This window comes from Acetobacterium sp. MES1, assembly GCF_002237635.1.
Taxonomy (GTDB): Bacteria; Bacillota; Clostridia; order Eubacteriales; family Eubacteriaceae; genus Acetobacterium; species Acetobacterium wieringae.
Genome location: NZ_MJUY01000009.1, coordinates 31,260 through 50,185 on the forward strand (window position 1 = coordinate 31,260; position 18,926 = coordinate 50,185).

Sequence of the window (18,926 nt, forward strand, 5' to 3'; positions counted from 1 at the left end):
CAGCACATTGTTAATTTCAATTTAATTAAATCTTCACCTAACTATCACAAAATAATCAAGACCCGACCACAGACTGGCGGTAAACTAAGACTGCACGATACACCGCTACCATCTTTTTGCCGGGTTTTCACCAAAGGATTATCCCTCAATAATCCTCTGGTTTAACATAGATTTTCTTTTCATGAACTCCTTTCTCACAAAAAAGAATCCTCTTTATTTAGAGGGTTCTTTTTTACTTGAAGCCGATTGATAAATTGACGCATTCATTCTTTTCGACACCTCAAAGTATTTCAATATCGTTGCGATATTGATCCACCAGCATTTCCTGATAACCACTGTAACCGGATTTTTTTATCACTTCAGCCAGCTTTTTTAATTCCGGTGATTCAATGCTGTCCAGCTTTTTCAAGCGGGCTGCCGAGATCATCTTTTTGGACTGGATCTTTTGATAAGCTTCCGGGGTAAAATGCCATAAGATTAATTTAGAACCGTATCTTTTTTTAAGCTTATCGGCAATAAGCAACCCTTCCGGGTCAAAATCACCACTGTAATAAATCTCACCGCCCCCTTGAACAATTTTATCCAGCAGCAATAAAGTGGCTACCTTGACGTTACCCGTCGAACAAATTAGCGAGCCGGGTCGATCTTCCAGAATCCCGGCAATTTCACTAAATACGGTCGGGTTTTCAAAAACAAAGATCCGCTTCTTGAAGCAGCTGACCCGGTCGATCTTGCTGATATTCCACAGCGAAATATGCAGTGGTTCACCAGCTTCAGCAAAACCCGCCCAGCCCAAATGGATTTTATCCCCTACAAAAGCCCTTATTCCTCGACCAATGGTATAATTGGAAACCTCATCATAAATAAGACCGGCCCGGTATAAAAGTTCCATCTGGGCTTGCGCATTTTTGGGATAATCAAGTTGATAATAACTTGCTAAGGCGTAAAGCAGCAAGCGACCACTATCCCGATTCATATCGAAGGCATGGGGATCTTTGGTAATTTGCGAGGCAAAGAGGGCCAGCCGCACCTTTTTTGATTCAGCTACGCATCGATTCAGACCATTGCCAACCTGTGTCAGGAGTCTTTTTAAATGCTCCGGATCTTCGTTATACTTTAAATTAAGCAGTGCATAGGCATTATTTTTATTCGCCAAAACAGTTTCCAACCATAAGGCCGCTGGCGAATCATTAAAGACAGCGATGATTTCCGAAAAATAACGGCTTTTCTCATCAGCATATTGGCTTCTTAAATCTTTTTTCCAGCTCAGCTTTTCACCAAAATAGCAGGTCAGCACTTCTTCAAAATCTGCCCCTTGATATTTTGTCTCTTCAAAGGCCCTGATAAATTTTTCCACCGAAAATGCAGCACTTTTCTGAAGATAATTCTTTTTAAACAAACTTCTTAGCACCTCCCGTTCGTCACTGGTTATTTTATCCAATCGGATGGTGCCACCCAGATGTCCAAGGGATTGGTATTTTTCACGGATCTGTTTCATAATCCGATCATAACCGGGATTGGCTTTGAGATAGACAACAAACTCATGAAGCATCATCGATCACCAGTTTTCGTACCTTACCATTCCAGTGATAACGCAGCACGGTGACGAAATCGGCGTTATCCGGCCGGATCAACTCACTGATCGCCAGCGCATCAACGGTGTCATAATCGCCCCAGAGGATTTGGGAATTGATGATATAGCTGAGATCCAGTTCATTGAGGAGCCGGAACATATCCCGGATATTTTGCTCATCGACCCCGGCAAAGGCCTCATCAAGGGAAATAATCCGGGCACTTTCTTTGCTGGCGGCCTCATACCGGGCGTTAACCGCCGAAAATAAGGGCACATACATCGCCATTGCCTTTTCGCCACCGCTGAATTTAAAGAAGCCGTTATTGGTCAGTTCCTTACTGAGCTGCCCGGTTTTTTTAAAGAACAGTTTAAATTCAAACCATTTTCGATAGTCCAGAATATCCTTCATAATCGCATGGAAGGTCAGATTGACCTCCTTCTCTTCCAGGGCTCGTCGAGCCAGGGCAATTTTTGATCGGAAATGTTCAGAAAGGGCATTAAGATCTTCAGCCCTTAACAGATTGCCATCCATTTTTAGCAGGTTGACCAGCTTTTTGGTATCCAGCTGTTCTTCCGTTTCAGCTTTTTTACTGGACCATTTGAGGCTAAAACTGAGCCCCATCGAGGTGTCCATTTTTTCCATCAGCTGATTCATGTTATCGACCCATTTTTCACTGTGGAAAATCCGGGCACTTATTTTTTTGCTGATATTCTTAACCAGAATATCTTCAAATAGTTCCCGGTCACTTTCTTTCAGAAGCTTTTCAGTTTCCTCCAGACTATCTTTCAAATATTCAGATAAATCATAGAAATTGACCACCATCCCGGCGACTTTCGCCGTGATGTTCAGCCGACTTCTGATCTCATGGGCTTTTTTTACCGCCTCTGCGTCTTCGTCATACCATTCTTTTTCAAAAATATATTGACTGTTCAGCGAATAATCCCGGAGGTATTGGCTATTGATATTTAAATTTTCCACGATTTTGCGAGTAGCCTGCTCTTTGCTTTGTTTGTCGGCAACCGGATTTTTATTAAGCATCTTCACGGCGATCCCAAACAGATCGCCTTCCGGCGATTTGACCACATAGCCCAGATCAAGCTCTTCTTTAAAGGCCGCTTCCATAATTAAGTCGATTTGCTCATGCTGTCTAAGTACCTGCTCCAGATCGCAAAGCTCCCTGGTCATATGCTTAACGCCCATTTTTTCTCTTTCCAGCTGGATAGCGGCGTCTTCTTTTTCGATTGGGAGTTCCTTTAATGCTGTCAGACATTGTTCAAGTTCGGACTTAATGGCCTCATAATCGGTGAGTTTTAATTGCTCATTAAGATTCGTCAGCATCATTTCCATGGTAGCCCGCCGAGTGTTGATGCCATTGATCTCATACAGCACATCATCAATTTCCTGCAAAACTTCCTGATACCGATTTTCTGCCACCCTTAAGCTGTCGAGACTATAATTTAATTGCAGCTTTTGCTTTTCCAGACCATGAAGCTCATCACGATAGGCCAAAGCCGAAGCTTCGGCTTCGCCATAGGCTTCCAGATTCAAAGGCAGGGTGATTCTACGGGTGATCTCGAAAACCTCTTGCTTTATTTTTTTCACCGCATCAAACAAGATTTTTTCTTCAGCGGTCTTCTTTTCCGCTGTTTTTAAAGCCATCTCGTAGTCAAAAACAGCCTGTTTAACCACCTTAGCCGCCGTAACCAGATCCTCCGGATGGAGACCTTCGGAAAACTCCCGCTTCAAGGTTTCAATTTCCTGATTAATTTTAGCCAGCGCTTCACTGCTTGCTGCCAGACGAACCATAATGGCTGCCAATTCCGCTTCCAGCGTCTTCTGAATTTCTTCACGATACTTTTTTCTAGCCGAGGAACCAATGAATTTGGGTGTTTCCAGACCACTGGCCCTTCCTCTTAAAATTCCCAAACGATAATGACCCTTTTCATCTAAGTGGGTATGATGGTTTTCATCAATGAGAATACTGGTCAATACGTTTGCCACCTCTTCCGGCGCAATCTCGGTAAGTGACGGCTCCACCTTCAGATATTGATTGATGCTGTGTACCATAAACTGGGGGGCTGGATAAAGGTACTTATCCCCGGTCAGCTCCGGTATTGATGCCAGTTTTTCGCGATAAGCCGTGGGGATGATCAGAGCATCCAGGATTCCCATATCGGCTAAAGCTTCTTCAATGGCCGCCTGAGTCGAACTGTCCACCCCTTTCACATAATCCAGCGCCTTGTACAACGGCAGATGAGGAATACCCAACTCCACCAGTTTTTTTCGGTTGTTCTTTACTTTTTCTGTGCGGAAGGGTTCCGGGTCTTTCATCTTTTTCCAGACATCAATTTCGGCTTCTTTCTCGGTTTTTTGCTGGTCTATTTTTGCCCATTCGGATTGTTCCTGGTAGAGCTGATTCCGTTTTACCTGTTCTAGACCAATCAGCTCTTTTTGAAAAATCTGGGCGATGTCGTTAAAATTGCTTTCCGGGCCAAATTGCCGAATTTCCCGGGAGAGCTGCGTTAAACCATCGGCTGAAATAATATATTCCTGATTATTCTGATTGTATTGATACAGCTTTTCCAGACATTCATCCTGAATTTCTGTTAACTGGCGGTTCGCCTGTTCCAGCAGGCGTTCTTTCGCACCCAATTCTTTTTTGAGTTCATCCAGCTCCATCAACAGTTTGTCATACACTTCCGACATCTGTTTTTCCTTTTCCAGCGCTTTAACCGCCCGACTGATGGTCTGGGTATGATTTTTCAAGGTGGTCGTAACATAGCCGAAATCAAAAGGCTCGGTGATATCTTTTTTGACTTCGTCCCGCATGAAATCATGTTCATCAAAGGCAAAGGCTTCTGCCAAACCATCCATCTCTGCCAGCTGATTGATGATGCTGCTTTCTCCGGCTTCAATTTCCTGTCGGCAACTGGCTACCTGATTGTCCAGATCCCGCTCCTGCTGCCTTTTTGTTTCGTGCTGCTTATCCTTTTCAGACCGCTTTGTGGCCAGTTCCTCGACTTCTTTTTCAGTTTGAATGATCTTTTCCCGGATTTTCACGCTGTCATGGTTTTCTAGTTCCAGCTTTTTTTCCTGCTGGGTCTGAAGCAAAATTTTCAGACTGCTGATTTTTTCTTGCAGACTGGTAATTGCTTTTCCCGCCTGATTGATCTCTCGGGTTTTTTTAAGTTTTAGATTCTTTTCCTGTTCCAAACGAAGGTGCTGGTCATGAAACTGTCTGGCCTTATCCAGCACAATAAAATGATTATAGCGGTCAAAGGCCTGGCGGATCCGATCGGCGGCGCTCTTGCATTCCTTTAAAACTTCCAGACGACTTTTGATGTTATCCATGTTTTCAATGGCCTCGGACATTGGTCGGAGATCGTCCTCTGACAGCGGCTGTAGTGAATTTTCCATGATCTCATAGATCACTGTTGGTTTGAAGTCCTTGGATAGCTTGGGACTGCGGAGCTGAACCAGTAATTTTACCAGCTCATCATATTCGTCCAGATCATCAAATCCAAAAACCAGATCGTTCACCAGCTTCATATAGTTTTTTTGACCCTCCACCACCTGGCCACCGGCTCCGATCCGGTTTTCCAGCTCTTTCATGGTCAGCGGTATCTTCTCACCCATTTGTTTATATAAAAAGAAATCTTCACCAATCCGACGGCCATCAGTAATGGAAAAACCCCAGGATTTCAGGGGCTTTCCCCGGTTTGCCTTAAACCCCATTCCAATCGTGACAGTATTGTTGGAGTGCTTCTTTTTAAATTCCATAAAAAGATAGCCGATGGATTCATCCTTTCCATTTTCATCATCCCCCAGAATGTAGTTCTCAATTTTTCGAGCCTTTGAACCAAAGGGATCCAGCCGCTCCGGACTTTTATTACCATCCAGCAGCAGCGGAATAAAGCTCTGCATTGTCACTGATTTTCCCGAGCCATTAGAGCCCCGCAATAGTAGCCGCCCCTGGGAAAAATCAAAGGTTTCTTCATCATAATACCAGAAGTTAACCAAACCAGCCCGGTTCATTACCCATCGATTGTCCTGCATCTTAATTCTCCCCACTTCCTTTTGTCACCGCTTCTGGATAACTCCCCATGAGTTTTCCCGCCAGCGGCAGGATCTCGATTTCCCGGCCGTCATAAAGCTGCCGTAACATTTTGAATTCTTCCAGATAGGCCACCAGTTTTTCAGCCAGTCCGACTGGTGACATTTCCCGGAATTCCTTGCTCCAATTGTTTCCCGTTTTTTCTTTTAACACCGCTACCTGCTCATCAAAGGCCACCCGGGACAGCGTTATACCGCCAGCCGGATTGATCTGCAGCTTTTTTTCGGAAAGCGACTCCCGAATCTGAGCCACAAACAGCAGGGTGATATCGCAAATCGCTTTAGTATTCGGAAAGCCATCCTGGATATTTTTTTCGGCCGGTACCACCAGCATGGCGCCGTTCTTATGGACATGGAGAGAATATTCCAGATATTTTGAAAAATCCGCTTCCATCAGACCCCGTTGTTTTTTAATATAGTCATAATCCACATCCTCCGTCCCCTGGGAGTAAACCACCGGTTCCATCAACAGCTTGCGGTAAACCCGCTGCCGTCGGATGACACCCCGATCAGCATTCAGATCCCCCCATTCGGCATTTTCCATATCCAGATAATTGGCAAAATCCATAATATCTGCAGTAAAATGACGGACAAAATACCGGGATAAACCAGTGCTTTCATATAAAACCTCGGCATCGTCATGATAAGCAAATTTCTGATCATCACCATCATTGACCTTCATCAATCCCAGGGTCTGGGCAAAACGTAATACCTTGATAAAATGCTTGCGGTGACTGTACTGGGTCCAGTCGATTTTTTCTTTTCCGATATTATTTCCGGCGATGAATTCGGTAATTTCTGAGAGGACAAACTGTTCATCCCGGGAACGGTCTTCCAGAAACATCAAAAGCAGACATAACAGCACATATTCCATAGGATGGCTGAATTCCTGAATGCCCATAAAACTCTCGGCGGAACCGGGGATTTTTTCCAGCTTGATCAAATACTGATTGATGATAATTCCATAGCCCAGTTTCTCATTGAGAAAGCTTTTAAATTCGGGAATGCTGTCCTTCACCCGATAAAACACATCCTTATCATCATCTTTTACCACCCAGTAGTGATCCAGCAGTAGTTCCAGCTCTTTCATCTATCAAACCTCTTCTTTACTATCCAAAAAACGGATTATATAGGCTGGCATTTCCAAATTGCCATCCTCACACCGCAAAACACAGCGTTGATTTCGCTCAATTGGCAGTTCCACCTGATAAACCCGGCCATCCTCGGTTTTGCCTTTTTTATCGGCTCCGGAAATTCCCTTGCTCAGCCATTTCAACAGCGTCGTTCGGACGTGCTGTTCAATCACCGGCAGCGTCGCAAAGTCGATGCAATGGTCGATCACATAATTTCCCATGGTCTTTTCCTCGATCTGTCGTTCCAATTGGATCCGCTTCATCATCGCTTCTTTTTTGTCTTTATTGCTGCGAATGGGCCTTCGCTCAGATTTCTCCTGATACCCCCGAACCCGGGGCTTTAACATCGTGGTTCCGGGTGTTTCTTCAAAGACATGACTGTTGATGCTCTCAGTCTCCCTGAAATGGTCGGACTTGAGATGCTTCATATTGAAAATGCCAAAGGCTAAGCTCGATAGCTTATGAGCCTCTTTGATATCCCGACACTGATCAAATAGTTCTGCCAGTTTGCGGTATTCTTCCTTCCGGTTAATGGCACTGTTTCGGCTTTCCGAAATTTGGGCGGCGTAGCGGGTGATCTTTCTGATAATATCGTTGGTAATATCCATCAGTTTGGCCGCCTCACTCTCATTTCCCTTCGATCCCAAAAACCAGGCATTGAGGCTGTCCCAACGTCCATAAATATTCTCTTTAATTCCCACTTCGTCAAGCTCGGCATCAATTCTGGGAATTGACACCTCATAGGCGATGGCTTTTTCAAGCACCGCATCAATATCTTCTAACGCCAGGTTCTTTAAGATGTGCTCAATGGCGTTGGCATGGTTTTGCAAACCTTTGACAAAATCCCGCAGATATTCGATAAATTTATCCTTAAATATCATAAACTCCCGGGTTTTCATCATTTCCTCAGCTTTGATGGAATAGAGATCACGGATATAATCCTGATAGTTCTGGTTGAGCCGTTTAAAATCACTGTTGAGACTGCTCCACCAGCTCCCCACTTCCTTTTCACCCTGTTTTGCCATCTGGGACAGTTTTTTGAGCTCTTCCCGGAGCCGTTCCAGCAGGGTCGGTTCCAGCGATGCGGTTTCTACAAAGAGATTTTCCAGCCGAATTGTCAGTCGTTCAATTTCCACACTGTATTCGGAAAGCTGATAGCGAAACTGCTTATTCTTGAATTCCTCCACGGTGGAAACCTTGTCAGTATCCTGAATCGCTGATAGGTTTTTCCATAACAGCAAAGCATCCAGATCCTGCTTACACATTTCCATAGTATATTCTTTAAATTCCTCGTTTTCCTTCAAAGCCTCATAAACGTCTTCCTTATATAACCAATACTTCATTTTTTCGTATTGGATGTAAAAATAGCGCAGAATACTGCGATATCGCCAGGCGTTTTCCACGGTCAGATACCGCATCTCATCAATTTGTCTGGTTAGTTTTCCGGTTACTTCAAACTTCATCAATTGTACCTATTCTTTTCTTTATTCCTTACACGTTCTTTTCAATTTCCAGCAACTGCTGTTCTTTCTCCAGTTCCTGTTTCAATTCTTCCTCGGTGGGCATATACAGCTTGTATTTTGAGGTGAAAATCTGATTATTATTTTCCGGCAGTGTATACTTAACAACTGACTCACTTTTATCTGCACACAAGATAATGCCGATGGGAAGATTATCGCCTTCGTTTCTCATCTCTCTGGTGTAATAATTAACGTACATCTGCATCTGACCAATATCCTGATGGGTGAGTTTACCAACTTTTAAGTCGATAATCACAAAGCACTTTAATATATAATTATAGAAGACCAGATCAATATAGTAATGCTCACCATCAAAAGAAATGCGTTTTTGTCGGGCGACAAAGGAAAACCCCCGTCCCAGTTCCAGCAGAAATTTTTGTAAGTGATTGATTAATCCTTGTTCCAAATCTTTTTCGTAAAGATTTGAGGTTTGTTCAAGTCCCAGAAATTCAAGAACATAAGGATCTCTGATAATATCTTTCGTGCCCACGCCCGGTTCAAGTCTTTGAATTTCCTTTCGGACCCTATCCTGATCCTGGCTGGAAAGAAGCCGCTCATAGTAGAAGGAATTGATTTGGCGTTCCAATTGCCGGGTGCTCCAACCGGATTTTGCACATTCATCCAGATAAAACTCCCGGGCCTTTTCATTTTCGACCTTCAACAGCATTCGATAATGGGTCCAGCTTAATTCGTGGCGCAGTGCGTCACGTTTCTGAAACACCAAATAAAACTGCCTCATCCTTCTGAGGTTTGATGCTTCAAACCCTTTACCAAACTCAGCTGTCAGCTTTACCGACAATTCTTTTAACAATCCGGTGCCATACTCCGCCCGGTCATTTTCTCCCTGGGCTTCATAAATCTGCCTGCCAATATTCCAATAGGTTTCGACCATGACAAAATTCACCGTGGCGTAAACTTTTTTCTGGGCCTCGGCGACAGTGATCCGGATGTTTTCATATAACTTGGCGTTAACTAATGGTTCCATTTTATTATTCCTATTCCTCATTATTCTTATACGGTACCCGGGCAGAGGGGACAAATTCCGCCGTCGCATCGGTGTGGATGGCCTGGTCATCAAAATAGATATGGGCTCCAAAGGCCTTGAGCACTTCCTGTTTGCTCATGCCGCCGAGGAAAAAGGCTTCATCGATCCGCACATCCCAGGCCCGTAGGGTTCGAATCACCCGCTCGTGAGCCGGCGCATTTCTGGCGGTGACCAAGGCGGTGCGGATGGGAGCCCGGTTTTTATCAAAGGCTTTCTGAATCGCTGACAGGGTTTTTAAAAATCGGGCAAAGGGCCCTTCGGGCAGAGGTTTGCGGGCATTTTTGGTTTCATTGGCCTGAAAGGCCTCAATGCCCTGGCTTTTATAGATCCGCTCGGACTCATCCGAGAAAAGCACCGCATCGCCATCAAAGGCGATCCGGATCTGATCGATTTCTTTTATTTCGTTATAGGTCAAGTGTTGGGTATAAATAATCCCCGCAGCGACTCCAGCATTAATGGCTTCCTGAACATCCTCCTCATTGGCGGAAAGAAAAAGATCGGTATTAAAGGCTTCCAGATAGGGCGCCAGCATGGCCCCGCTAACCAGTGCCGCCCGGGTGATATCCAATTGGTAATGCCTGATTGAGTTAAAAATCCGCAGACTACTATCGGCATTATTGCGGGACATCACAATGATTTCAGTCTTACGCTCATCCGAACCGATTTCATTAAGCTTCAGCAAGGCCTTAATCAGAGCAAAACCGGTTCCCGGCTTTAAAATATCGTTTTCATGTTCAATCTGATATTTTGTGTACGCGTCCACCCCTGCTTCATCAAAGATCCGATTTTCTTCCTCCAGATCAAAAAGCGCCCGGGAAGAGATTCCCACCACCAGACAGTTTTCAAATTTATGCATCCGTTTCCCCCTTCTTTCCCAATCTTATCGATAATTTAACCTTATTCACACAACTTATCCACATTATCCCGGGAAATCCGGTATAATGTGGATAAATAAGCCATTTTTTCCCCATCAGCCGGACACCCGGTTAAAAGTTATCCACAATCGATATCCCTGGATAACTTCAGCAAGGGTCAACGTTCCAGAAATTTTTCAGATATTAAAAGAACCTTTTTCGAAGAAAAAGGTTCTTTTAATTTTATGGTGTCACCCATTTATTCTGTTTTTATCATACCATTGATATCGAAATCCGTAAATATAACTTTAAAAATTTAGCGGCCATTCAAGCAAAAAAATCAGTTTCCTCCAGGGTCAACTTGACAATCCGGAGCTCGGTCAGTTCATCACCCAGCTCATTTTTTGTGGCGATCAATTGATCGAGTCCATTCTCCGGATAAACGCTGGCCTTGTTGATGCCAACCAGGGTAAATCCGCCATTTTCAGCCATTTTCAGATAACCTTCGGCCGCTTTTAACGCATAAAGAATCATCAACGCTGCCTAACCCTGAACCTTTTTTTCAAGCGCTGACAAAATCTTTAGGCCCTTAACACCATCACGATTCTGATAGTTGACCCAGGTCTTGAGTTTTTCCCAGGCCGCCCCATTATGAATCAGTTCCAGGGCCATTTCATAACCTTCCCGAATACTGGGCGCCTTGTCCCGTAAATACAGAATCAGTCCGGCATTTAAGGCAACAATATCTTCCCGGGTCTTGGTTTCTTTGCCTTTTAACAATCGGACAATACATAGCGCCGATTCTTCAACCGAATTAAAGGTGCGGATTTCATCCACAATTCCAGGAGTTATCAACATATCTTGTGGATTAAATGTATATTTTTCCACACTACCATCTTCTTTCAGCTCAGCAATATGGGTAGTACCGAGGGTTGAAGCCTCATCAATGGCCTGGTCGCCAACCTCGCCAAAAACCACAATGGCCCGTTTATAACCGATCTCCGCCATGATCTGGGGCACAAAATCCAGCATTTCTTTGGAGTAGACCCCTCTGACCCCATATTGCGGCAGCGCCGGGTTTGCCAGCGATGCCGAAATATTCAGCACACTGCCAAATGAAATTTGCGATAAAACCCGCCCCAGAGCTACCGGATGAACCTCCGGGCTCATCCCATTAAAAATACCAATCCCGGCCTTTTCGATGCTTTCTTTAACCAGATCGACATTAGAATCCATATCGATACCCAGGGCTTCCAGCACATCGATGGTACCACAGACCGAGGTCAAGGCCCGGGAACCGTGTTTAGCCATGGGGATTCCGGCAGCAGCGGCAATAATCGATGCCACGGTGCTGATATTAAAGGTTTTAAAACTATCCATCCCGGTGCCGCAGTTATCCACAATCGGAAACTCAGTGACCGGTTCCACCTTAAAGGTATCCACTTCATAAATCGCTTCAAAACTTCCGGCCACTTCTGCCGGGGTTGCCCCTTTCGCACTGAGGGCCGCTAAAAAAGCGCCCTGTTGCATGGCTGTTTGCTTATCACTTAATATTTCCATGAACATTTCTTTGGAATCATCTTTTGACAGGTTTTCCTTATTGATCAGCTGGGTAATCACCTGACCATAATCTTTCATGCTGATTGTTTTTTCCATTTAATTGCTCCTTTAATTTTTCTTTCTTATTTATTAATTCACTACTGCTTCGATCTCACTTTGACAGACGGCCATCACTTCATCACCACAATGGTTGAATAACCATCGCTGTTTCTAATATAGTCCATTCCCCGTTCCAGTTCTTCCAGTTTGACCCGATGAGAAATAAGTGGCCGGACATCAATTTTTCTTGATTCAAGCAGGGTTTTGGCCTTTTGACTATGCTTAACACTGCAGCCATAAGATCCGACTACGGTAATTTCCTTGTAGTGAATCCGGTTGATGTCCAGTTGGAAGTCTTCATTGCGGCTTAGTCCACTGAAATAACCGAGCGTTCCCTGTTTTCTGAGGATTTCCAGGGCCAGATCAAAGGCCTCTGGCCCTGGACAGCAGGGGATTACTCCGTCGACTCCATGACCATTGCTGCAACTCTTTAACTGATCGAGCAGATCTGGCTCATCGCCGCTAAAAACGGCATCAAATCCCAAGGCTTTGCCACGGTTACGACGCTCTTCATTGGCTTCGATCAGGATCACATTTTGGATTCCTTCCGCTTTCGCCACAAACAGGTTAAGCAGGCCCAAACGGCCGCCACCGATAATGACCAGCGCCGCTTTCCGGTTCAACTGAAGGCGATCCTGAATGTTGACACAACAGGCCAGTGGTTCAATAAACGATATTTCTTCATAAGCCAGATCATCATTCCGAATCAGATTGACAATCTTGGATTTGATCGCCTGCTTATCAATTTTGATCACTTCCTGAAAACCACCATCAAAATTAAAGCCCATAATCTTAATCTGATCACAAAGATTATCCTGACCACTTTTACAATAGTCGCAAACCCCACAGGAAATCCCCGGATGAATAGACACCCGTTGACCTACCGGATAACCATTTACATTTTTGCCTCTGGCAATGATCTCGCCGGCAATTTCATGTCCCAATACCCGGGGATAAACCAGATCCCGTTGGCCCATGGTGGCACATTTTAAATCAGTTCGGCAAATATTGCAGGCTCTGACCTTAACAAGCATCTCGCCATCACCACAGACCGGCATGTCCTTATCTTTTATCACCAATTCTCCCGGTTTTTCCAATACCACTGCTTTCAATTCGTCCCTCGCTTATTTTTTATTCTCTGGTCACTGTTTACAAAGCCTTTAAATCCTTTTTAAACAAAAAAAAGCTACGCCAACAAAGCGTAGACTTTCCACATCTCTCATCATCTAATTCTCAGGCAGGTCTTCTGACTCATGATCCTCATCGCTGTCGCCTTCCCATTTTTTAACAGTGGCATCCAGACAGCAATTCCCAATTTACAGCGGCGGGCCCGTATAAGCTTCTCACTTATTTTCCTATTCTCCCCGAGGGGCACCTGAAAATGATTATTTAATTTGACTTATTATATCATACTTGCAATCCCCAATAAAACACCTTTTTGGCAACTTCAATAAATGATTCTGCCTGACAATGGGTTTTATTTATTCGGATTCTTGCTTCACTGCAACCCCTTCCTCCAGACAAATCTCCATCCCCGCTTCGCTGCTGATGCTCTCAAAGATGATATTGCCCTGATTGTTTGTTAAACGCAGCCAAACCTTGGCGGTGATACTCTCGACAATCTCGCGATCCATCAGTCCGTCCACCGGCGCCCGCAGCCGTCCGCCACTGGCCATCTGTGCTTTAAAAGCGAGGGCCCCATTCGGACCTTCAAGTTCCCCAGCGCAGGTTCCCTTTGTGGTATCGACCTCCCATTTCTCCAACCGGGAAAAATTATAGGTCGCAAAACGGCGGGTAATCCCGCTAAAATCAGTGAAGTAAGCAAAGAAACCGGGAAATTCCATCCCTAAAAAAGGAATATTCGCCCGTGAAAAGACAAATGAAGCATCGCCAGCCTCAAAATGGCTGGCCTGTAACCAGAGATAGGTCTTAGGAAAGGATCGGCCATAGTCTTTTTCAATGTAACCGACTCCGCCATTAAAATCCATCAACTCCCCATCCAGATCAATCTCACCCTTTATTTCATGATACAAATGAATAATAGCGTGGTAGCATTCCATAAAAGGCACTAGTCCAAAAGGCCCCATGATCCCCGGGTGCTTTAAACCCTTGGGAAAGGGATGGCTATTGTGAAAGGTCAACCGCCCTTTGATACTGCCTTCCGCCGTATCGACATTCAGCGATAGGCCCTGGGCGTTAAAACTATTATTCTCAATCTCCACATCAAACCGATCCGTTCTGGCATTGAACTCGGGATAGGGAAAATGATGATACCAGGTTTTTCCGGTGACAGCATTGATGACCTGGATAAAAGCCTGCCGGTTCCCCTGGGGATCGATGGCCATTCCCGGAATAATGGCAATGGCATGTTTGCGATCGGCGCTGATGCATTTAAAATACCAGCCTTCAAAATAGCGGCGTTTTTTGTTTTTTCCCTGAAAATAAGCCTGCTTAATCATCCGTTTTCTCCTTTCCTCAAAACGATTGCCCCATCCCGGCCGTTACTGCAGCTGGACAAAAAGCAGTACCAGGCTGGCGGCCAGCAATGAACTGGCAAAATTAACAAAGTCATTGTTGACAAAGGCCAGCCCACTATAAAGCTGATTGGGCTTATTATTATCCACCGGTTTTTCGGTCAGCTCACCGGTTTCATGGCTGATATATTTGGCCTGGAAAGCAGCACCCATAAAGCTATCCAGTACTGATCCCAGTAGCCCGCCAAAGGTAATCATCAGGATTTGCATTAATAAAAGCACCCCACTGTTGCCTGCCGCCAACTGGTAAAGACCATAGGTCAAGGCTACCACGGCCGACCCACCCAGCGAAGCCAAAAAACCCAGCGGACTGACTCCCCCGGAAAGTCCGGGGCTGACCGGTTTTAAGGTAAGTAACGAAACCGGGGCCTTCTTACTGAGAATCCCGATTTCCGAAGCCCAGGTATCGGCATTGCAGGCCGCAAAGGATGCCGCCACTGCCACCAGATAGGCGGGGTTTTGCGATAAGGCAAAGGGAATCGCCATAATCAGTGCGGCCCCACCATTGGCGCCCACTTGAACCAGATCCCGGGGGCCGGACTTGGCATGCATCCGAACCTCAATGGGATCTTTCAAGCTGGCTTTGAAATGCGATAAAAAGGTGGAGCTGAAAAAAAATACCATCAGTAACATTAAAAACAGCGTCCCTCCGGCCAGGTAAAGGCTGACGGCCAGAAAGAAGGCTCCCAGCGCCGCCGATAGGGTTAAGGCATTGCGCCTTAAGGCAAAAACAGAAACCGCCAGCGACAAAAAAATATATATCACGTGTTCCAGGGTCGATCCGGTCTGAGCTGCCAGACTATACTGTGTTAAATTTTCCACTTTGCACCTCCAATCAGACAAATAAAAAATAATAGGCTCCGGCACTGACCAGAGGCACAGTCAGATTATCGAGCCCCAACGGGGTTGCGGCTTCCAGCACGGTTGCCAGCAGCGCTAGGGTAATGGCTGGGATCAGTACCTGAGGCTGACCAGTTGCTGCCAGCAGGAGTGTCGTCACCAGAAACGAAGCGCCCAGCATGGTCAGACTGCCCGACAACGTTTTTTCGGAACCGAGGATTTGATACGGCCACTTTGGCCACCGGGTTCCCACCACGGCAGCCAGACCATCGCCGTAACCCATAATCAGAATCCCCACGCCGCCAACCACCGGGTTATTAAGCGGCCCAAAGGTAATCAGGGCCAGCAGCAATAGTGAAATGGCATAGTAGACCGTACCCAAATCACCCTTTCCGCCCCCCCGTTCCATTGACGAAAAGATCTGAAAACGATAGGACAGATAATTCAGGATCACAAAACAAGCCGGTACCACCGCTGCCCAAAAGGGGCTGTCAAAAAAGACCATCGCCAGCAGCCACCAGTTACAAACCAGAATATGAACCGCCTTGCGGCTGGCTTCCTTGCCGAAGCGCTCCAAAAATTTTGCCAGAAAAATCACACCAAACACATAGATAAACGAAACGACGATTCCCAGAATATTATTCCAGCTATTTTCCATTTTATGCCTCCCTTCTCTGTCACTTATTGCCCAAAAGATGTCAGCTGTTTGTTGGCCGAAATATAGAGCAAGGCCTTTTCCCATTTGGGCACATAAATCCGCCGATCCAATAAGTGATACCGGGCTTGCCGACACCGTTTTAAAATTTTACTGTAATAAAGTAACGACAATAACACTGGCAACCGGGCTTTTTTATCAAACACCGCCAGATTTGTTGTGATTTTTTGATAGCGGCTTTCCGCTTCAGTGGCAAGGTACTCCCATAGCTGGATCAACTCCGAGCTTGGCTCCGGTCCAGCCAAATCCTCGGGACTAACGCCCCAGGCGCTCATTAAATCCTCGGGCAGATAAATTCGCTGCAAGCGATAGTCGGTGCCCACATCACGCAAAATATTGGTCAGCTGCATGGCAATCCCCAGTTCCACCGACAAGGCCTCTGCTTCCATGGTTACCGGCTCCGCCAACAGCGGACAAAGCATTAAACCTACTGTACCCGCCACCAGGTAGCAATAGTCAAGCAGATGATTAAAGGTCTCCGGCTGTTTAAATTCAACATCCTGAAGCTGACCAATCAGCATTTCCTGAAAAGGTCGGATCTTTAGCGGAAAATGGTCAAAGGCCCAGCGCAATGCCCGCCACATCGGTTCATCAGGGGTTACTCCGGCCTCAAATGCTGCCAGCTTTACCGCCATCGCTTTAACCACCTCCGGATTGTTATCGACATCAATGGCGTCATCGGCAATCCGGCAGAAGGCATAAATGGCAAAGACTGCCTGGGCCTGTTCTTTCTGCAATTTGCGGAAAGCCCGGTAAAAACTGCTGGAATTCTTTTGAATCAGGGTTTCGCACCAGTTTAAATCCTTTTGAATCGCATCTTCGATCATTTTAAATCCCTCACCACTTCGGCCACGGTAATCTTGGCCGAGGTCAATACAATCGGCACACCCGCCCCGGGATGGGCGCTGGAACCGGTAAAATACAGGTTTTGATACTTCATAGCCTTGGGCTGGGGCCGCCAGTAATTGCTCTGCAAAAGGGTTGGCCGCAGCCCAAAGGTCGCTCCAAACAGAGCATTGAAGTCATCCCGGAAATCAAGGGGGGTATAGTTTTTTTCAAAAATAATATGGGCTTCAAAATCAGCCAGCGGCTTGATCTGGCGAATTTTATCCATGGCCTGTTGACGGTAGCCAGCCACGACCTGCTGATCGTTCCAGTCCAGTGGGCCATCTTTTAAATTGGGTACTGGCACCAGGACATAAAGGCCCAGTTGCCCCGGAGGAGCCAGGCTCTCATCCAGCAACGCTGGCGCATAAACATAGATGGACGGGTCCGCCGGAAAACGTCCAGCAAAGATATCGTCAAGATTGCCTTTAAAATTCTGTGAAAAAACCAGATTGTGAACGTTGAGGTCGGGAAAATCCCGCTTGTCAAGACCCAGATAGAGCATGTAGGCTGAACAGGAATAGTCCAGCGCCTCGACCTTGTCAGGTTGATATTTTTTGTGCTTGAAATCGTCCGGTAGCAGGGCTTTCATGGCATAGGGAAAATCCGCTGAACAGACTACCGCATCAGCGGTTTGCTCCTGGCCCGCAACAGTGATGCTGCGAACCCGGTTGCCATCACAATTAATCCGCTCTACCGGGGCATTAAGAACCAGCTTACCGCCCATTTCCAAAAACAGTTTTTCCATCGCTTGAGCCATGGCCCGCATTCCCCCTTTTAAAAACCAGACACCATAGGTCAGTTCGATCATTGGAATAATCGTATAAATCGAAGGCCCATTAAAGGGTGAGATGCCAATGTAAAGGGTCTGAAAGCTCAGCAGCTCCTTGAGTTTTTGATCCTTGACAAACTTCCCGACCGAGTCAAAGGCATTGTCAAAGGTGCGCAGCCGTAGCCCCGCCAATAGGGTTTTCGGATTATAAAAATCACTGGCGCTGCGGAACGAACGCTCAATAAAATGTTCCTTGGCCACCAGGTAGCGTTGATAGACATCGGCCAGATAGGCCAGATAACCCTGGGTTTCTGCTTCACCCACCGACTCCAGGGTTTTAATCAAGCTGCTCAGTTCTGAAGACGCCTCATGGGTGGTGCCATCGTCAAAATATACCTTGTAAATGGGGTCCAGCCGTTCCATCTGGAGATAATCGGCCGGATTCCGGCCACAAACACTAAAGACTTCGTTATAGATCTGGGGCATCATCAAGATGGTCGGGCCCAGATCAAAAGTAAAACCCTCTCCGGAAATGACCCCCATCCGTCCTCCGACCTGGTCATTTTTCTCATATAGCTCAACTTCAAAGCCCTCATTTAACAACCGCAGGGCGCTGGCAAGGCCACTGACCCCAGCTCCGATGACGATGATTTTCTTTCTGCTCATATATTCATCCCTTCATTTCAAATCTGCTTGTTTTTATACCCGAAACAATTCAAAAAACACCCTGGTTGCCCAGGGTATTGACCGGCTGAAAACTTTACCAAACAGTTTCTTGATCCAGGGGACTGGGGCAACGCTGTATCAAAAGCGACTGGTTTATTACAGTTTTCCCAATACTTCTTCCACATCCGGCAAGGTTCGGATTTCATATTTTTTAACCCAGATCACCATCCCCACTTCATTGATCAGGATATTGGCCCGTTTGGAAGCGCCATGTTCGGTGCTGAAGATCCCATAGGACCGGGCAACCGCCCCCAGGGGATTAAAATCCGAGAGGATCTTGAGCTGTTTTAGACATAAGGCCCGGGCCCATACTGATTTGCATGGCTGGGGATCAACACTGAGACCCAATACCACGGTGTTCTTTTCGGCAAAACGATCGGCATTGCGATCAAGGGAACGCATCTGATCGGTGCATACCGAGGTCCAGGCCAAAGGATGCCAGGATAAAAGCACCTTTTTCCCTTTAAACTGACTCAGGGTGACCAGCTCCCCATTTTGATCCACCAACGCAAAATCTGGCGCCATGGCCCCTAATTGAATGATCTCTGTCATATCT

General features: G+C 46.0%; 15 protein-coding genes and 1 riboswitch. All 15 genes read right to left on the reverse strand.

Annotation, left to right across the window (positions count from 1 at the left end; translation table 11 throughout):
• Positions 1 to 280: 280 nt before the first annotated feature.
• A complete protein-coding gene (locus BI182_RS02760) occupies positions 281 to 1,555 on the reverse strand; it encodes a TIGR02679 domain-containing protein (protein WP_286805372.1) in 1,275 nt (424 codons plus the stop codon).
• The gene (locus BI182_RS02765) at positions 1,542 to 5,630 is read right to left on the reverse strand and encodes a TIGR02680 family protein (protein ID WP_286805374.1); all 4,089 of its coding nucleotides are present in this window, start codon (positions 5,628 to 5,630) and stop codon (positions 1,542 to 1,544) included. The genes BI182_RS02760 and BI182_RS02765 overlap by 14 nt, the downstream gene beginning before the upstream one ends.
• Before the next feature lies 1 nt (position 5,631).
• Positions 5,632 to 6,777, reverse strand: coding sequence for a TIGR02678 family protein (locus tag BI182_RS02770; protein WP_286805376.1), 1,146 nt, complete (start codon positions 6,775 to 6,777; stop codon positions 5,632 to 5,634).
• 3 nt (positions 6,778 to 6,780) lie between these two features.
• On the reverse strand, positions 6,781 to 8,283 hold the full coding sequence (locus BI182_RS02775) for a TIGR02677 family protein (RefSeq protein WP_286805378.1): 1,503 nt from the start codon (positions 8,281 to 8,283) through the stop codon (positions 6,781 to 6,783).
• A gap of 28 nt (positions 8,284 to 8,311) precedes the next feature.
• Entirely contained in the window at positions 8,312 to 9,325 is a 1,014-nt protein-coding gene (locus tag BI182_RS02780) for a PDDEXK nuclease domain-containing protein (protein ID WP_286805380.1), read from the reverse strand.
• Positions 9,326 to 9,335: 10 nt separating this feature from the next.
• Positions 9,336 to 10,241: a 5'-nucleotidase gene (locus BI182_RS02785; RefSeq protein WP_286805381.1), complete on the reverse strand. Its 906-nt coding sequence runs from the start codon at positions 10,239 to 10,241 to the stop codon at positions 9,336 to 9,338.
• A gap of 325 nt (positions 10,242 to 10,566) precedes the next feature.
• Positions 10,567 to 10,773 carry a hypothetical protein gene (locus BI182_RS02790; RefSeq protein WP_286805383.1) on the reverse strand — a complete coding sequence of 69 codons (207 nt, stop codon included), beginning with the start codon at positions 10,771 to 10,773 and terminating at the stop codon, positions 10,567 to 10,569.
• Between the two features lie 9 nt (positions 10,774 to 10,782).
• Positions 10,783 to 11,895 carry an anthranilate phosphoribosyltransferase gene (trpD, locus tag BI182_RS02795; RefSeq protein WP_070371675.1) on the reverse strand — a complete coding sequence of 371 codons (1,113 nt, stop codon included), beginning with the start codon at positions 11,893 to 11,895 and terminating at the stop codon, positions 10,783 to 10,785.
• Between the two features lie 74 nt (positions 11,896 to 11,969).
• Positions 11,970 to 13,001, reverse strand: coding sequence for an alcohol dehydrogenase catalytic domain-containing protein (locus BI182_RS02800; protein WP_286805421.1), 1,032 nt, complete (start codon positions 12,999 to 13,001; stop codon positions 11,970 to 11,972).
• Between the two features lie 116 nt (positions 13,002 to 13,117).
• Positions 13,118 to 13,292: riboswitch (cobalamin riboswitch) on the reverse strand.
• Between the two features lie 87 nt (positions 13,293 to 13,379).
• Positions 13,380 to 14,357, reverse strand: a complete 978-nt coding sequence (locus BI182_RS02805) for a tocopherol cyclase family protein (protein WP_250934362.1) — start codon at positions 14,355 to 14,357, stop codon at positions 13,380 to 13,382.
• 42 nt (positions 14,358 to 14,399) lie between these two features.
• A complete protein-coding gene (locus tag BI182_RS02810; RefSeq protein ID WP_070371678.1) occupies positions 14,400 to 15,254 on the reverse strand; it encodes a DUF92 domain-containing protein in 855 nt (284 codons plus the stop codon).
• A 13-nt stretch (positions 15,255 to 15,267) separates the two neighbouring features.
• Entirely contained in the window at positions 15,268 to 15,930 is a 663-nt protein-coding gene (locus BI182_RS02815; protein WP_148636843.1) for a diacylglycerol/polyprenol kinase family protein, read from the reverse strand.
• 23 nt (positions 15,931 to 15,953) lie between these two features.
• Positions 15,954 to 16,814, reverse strand: coding sequence for a phytoene/squalene synthase family protein (locus BI182_RS02820; RefSeq protein WP_286805388.1), 861 nt, complete (start codon positions 16,812 to 16,814; stop codon positions 15,954 to 15,956).
• On the reverse strand, positions 16,811 to 18,310 hold the full coding sequence (locus BI182_RS02825; RefSeq protein WP_286805390.1) for a phytoene desaturase family protein: 1,500 nt from the start codon (positions 18,308 to 18,310) through the stop codon (positions 16,811 to 16,813). The genes BI182_RS02820 and BI182_RS02825 overlap by 4 nt, the downstream gene beginning before the upstream one ends.
• A 156-nt stretch (positions 18,311 to 18,466) precedes the next feature.
• Entirely contained in the window at positions 18,467 to 18,922 is a 456-nt protein-coding gene (locus tag BI182_RS02830; protein ID WP_228877897.1) for a redoxin domain-containing protein, read from the reverse strand.
• Positions 18,923 to 18,926 lie beyond the last annotated feature (4 nt).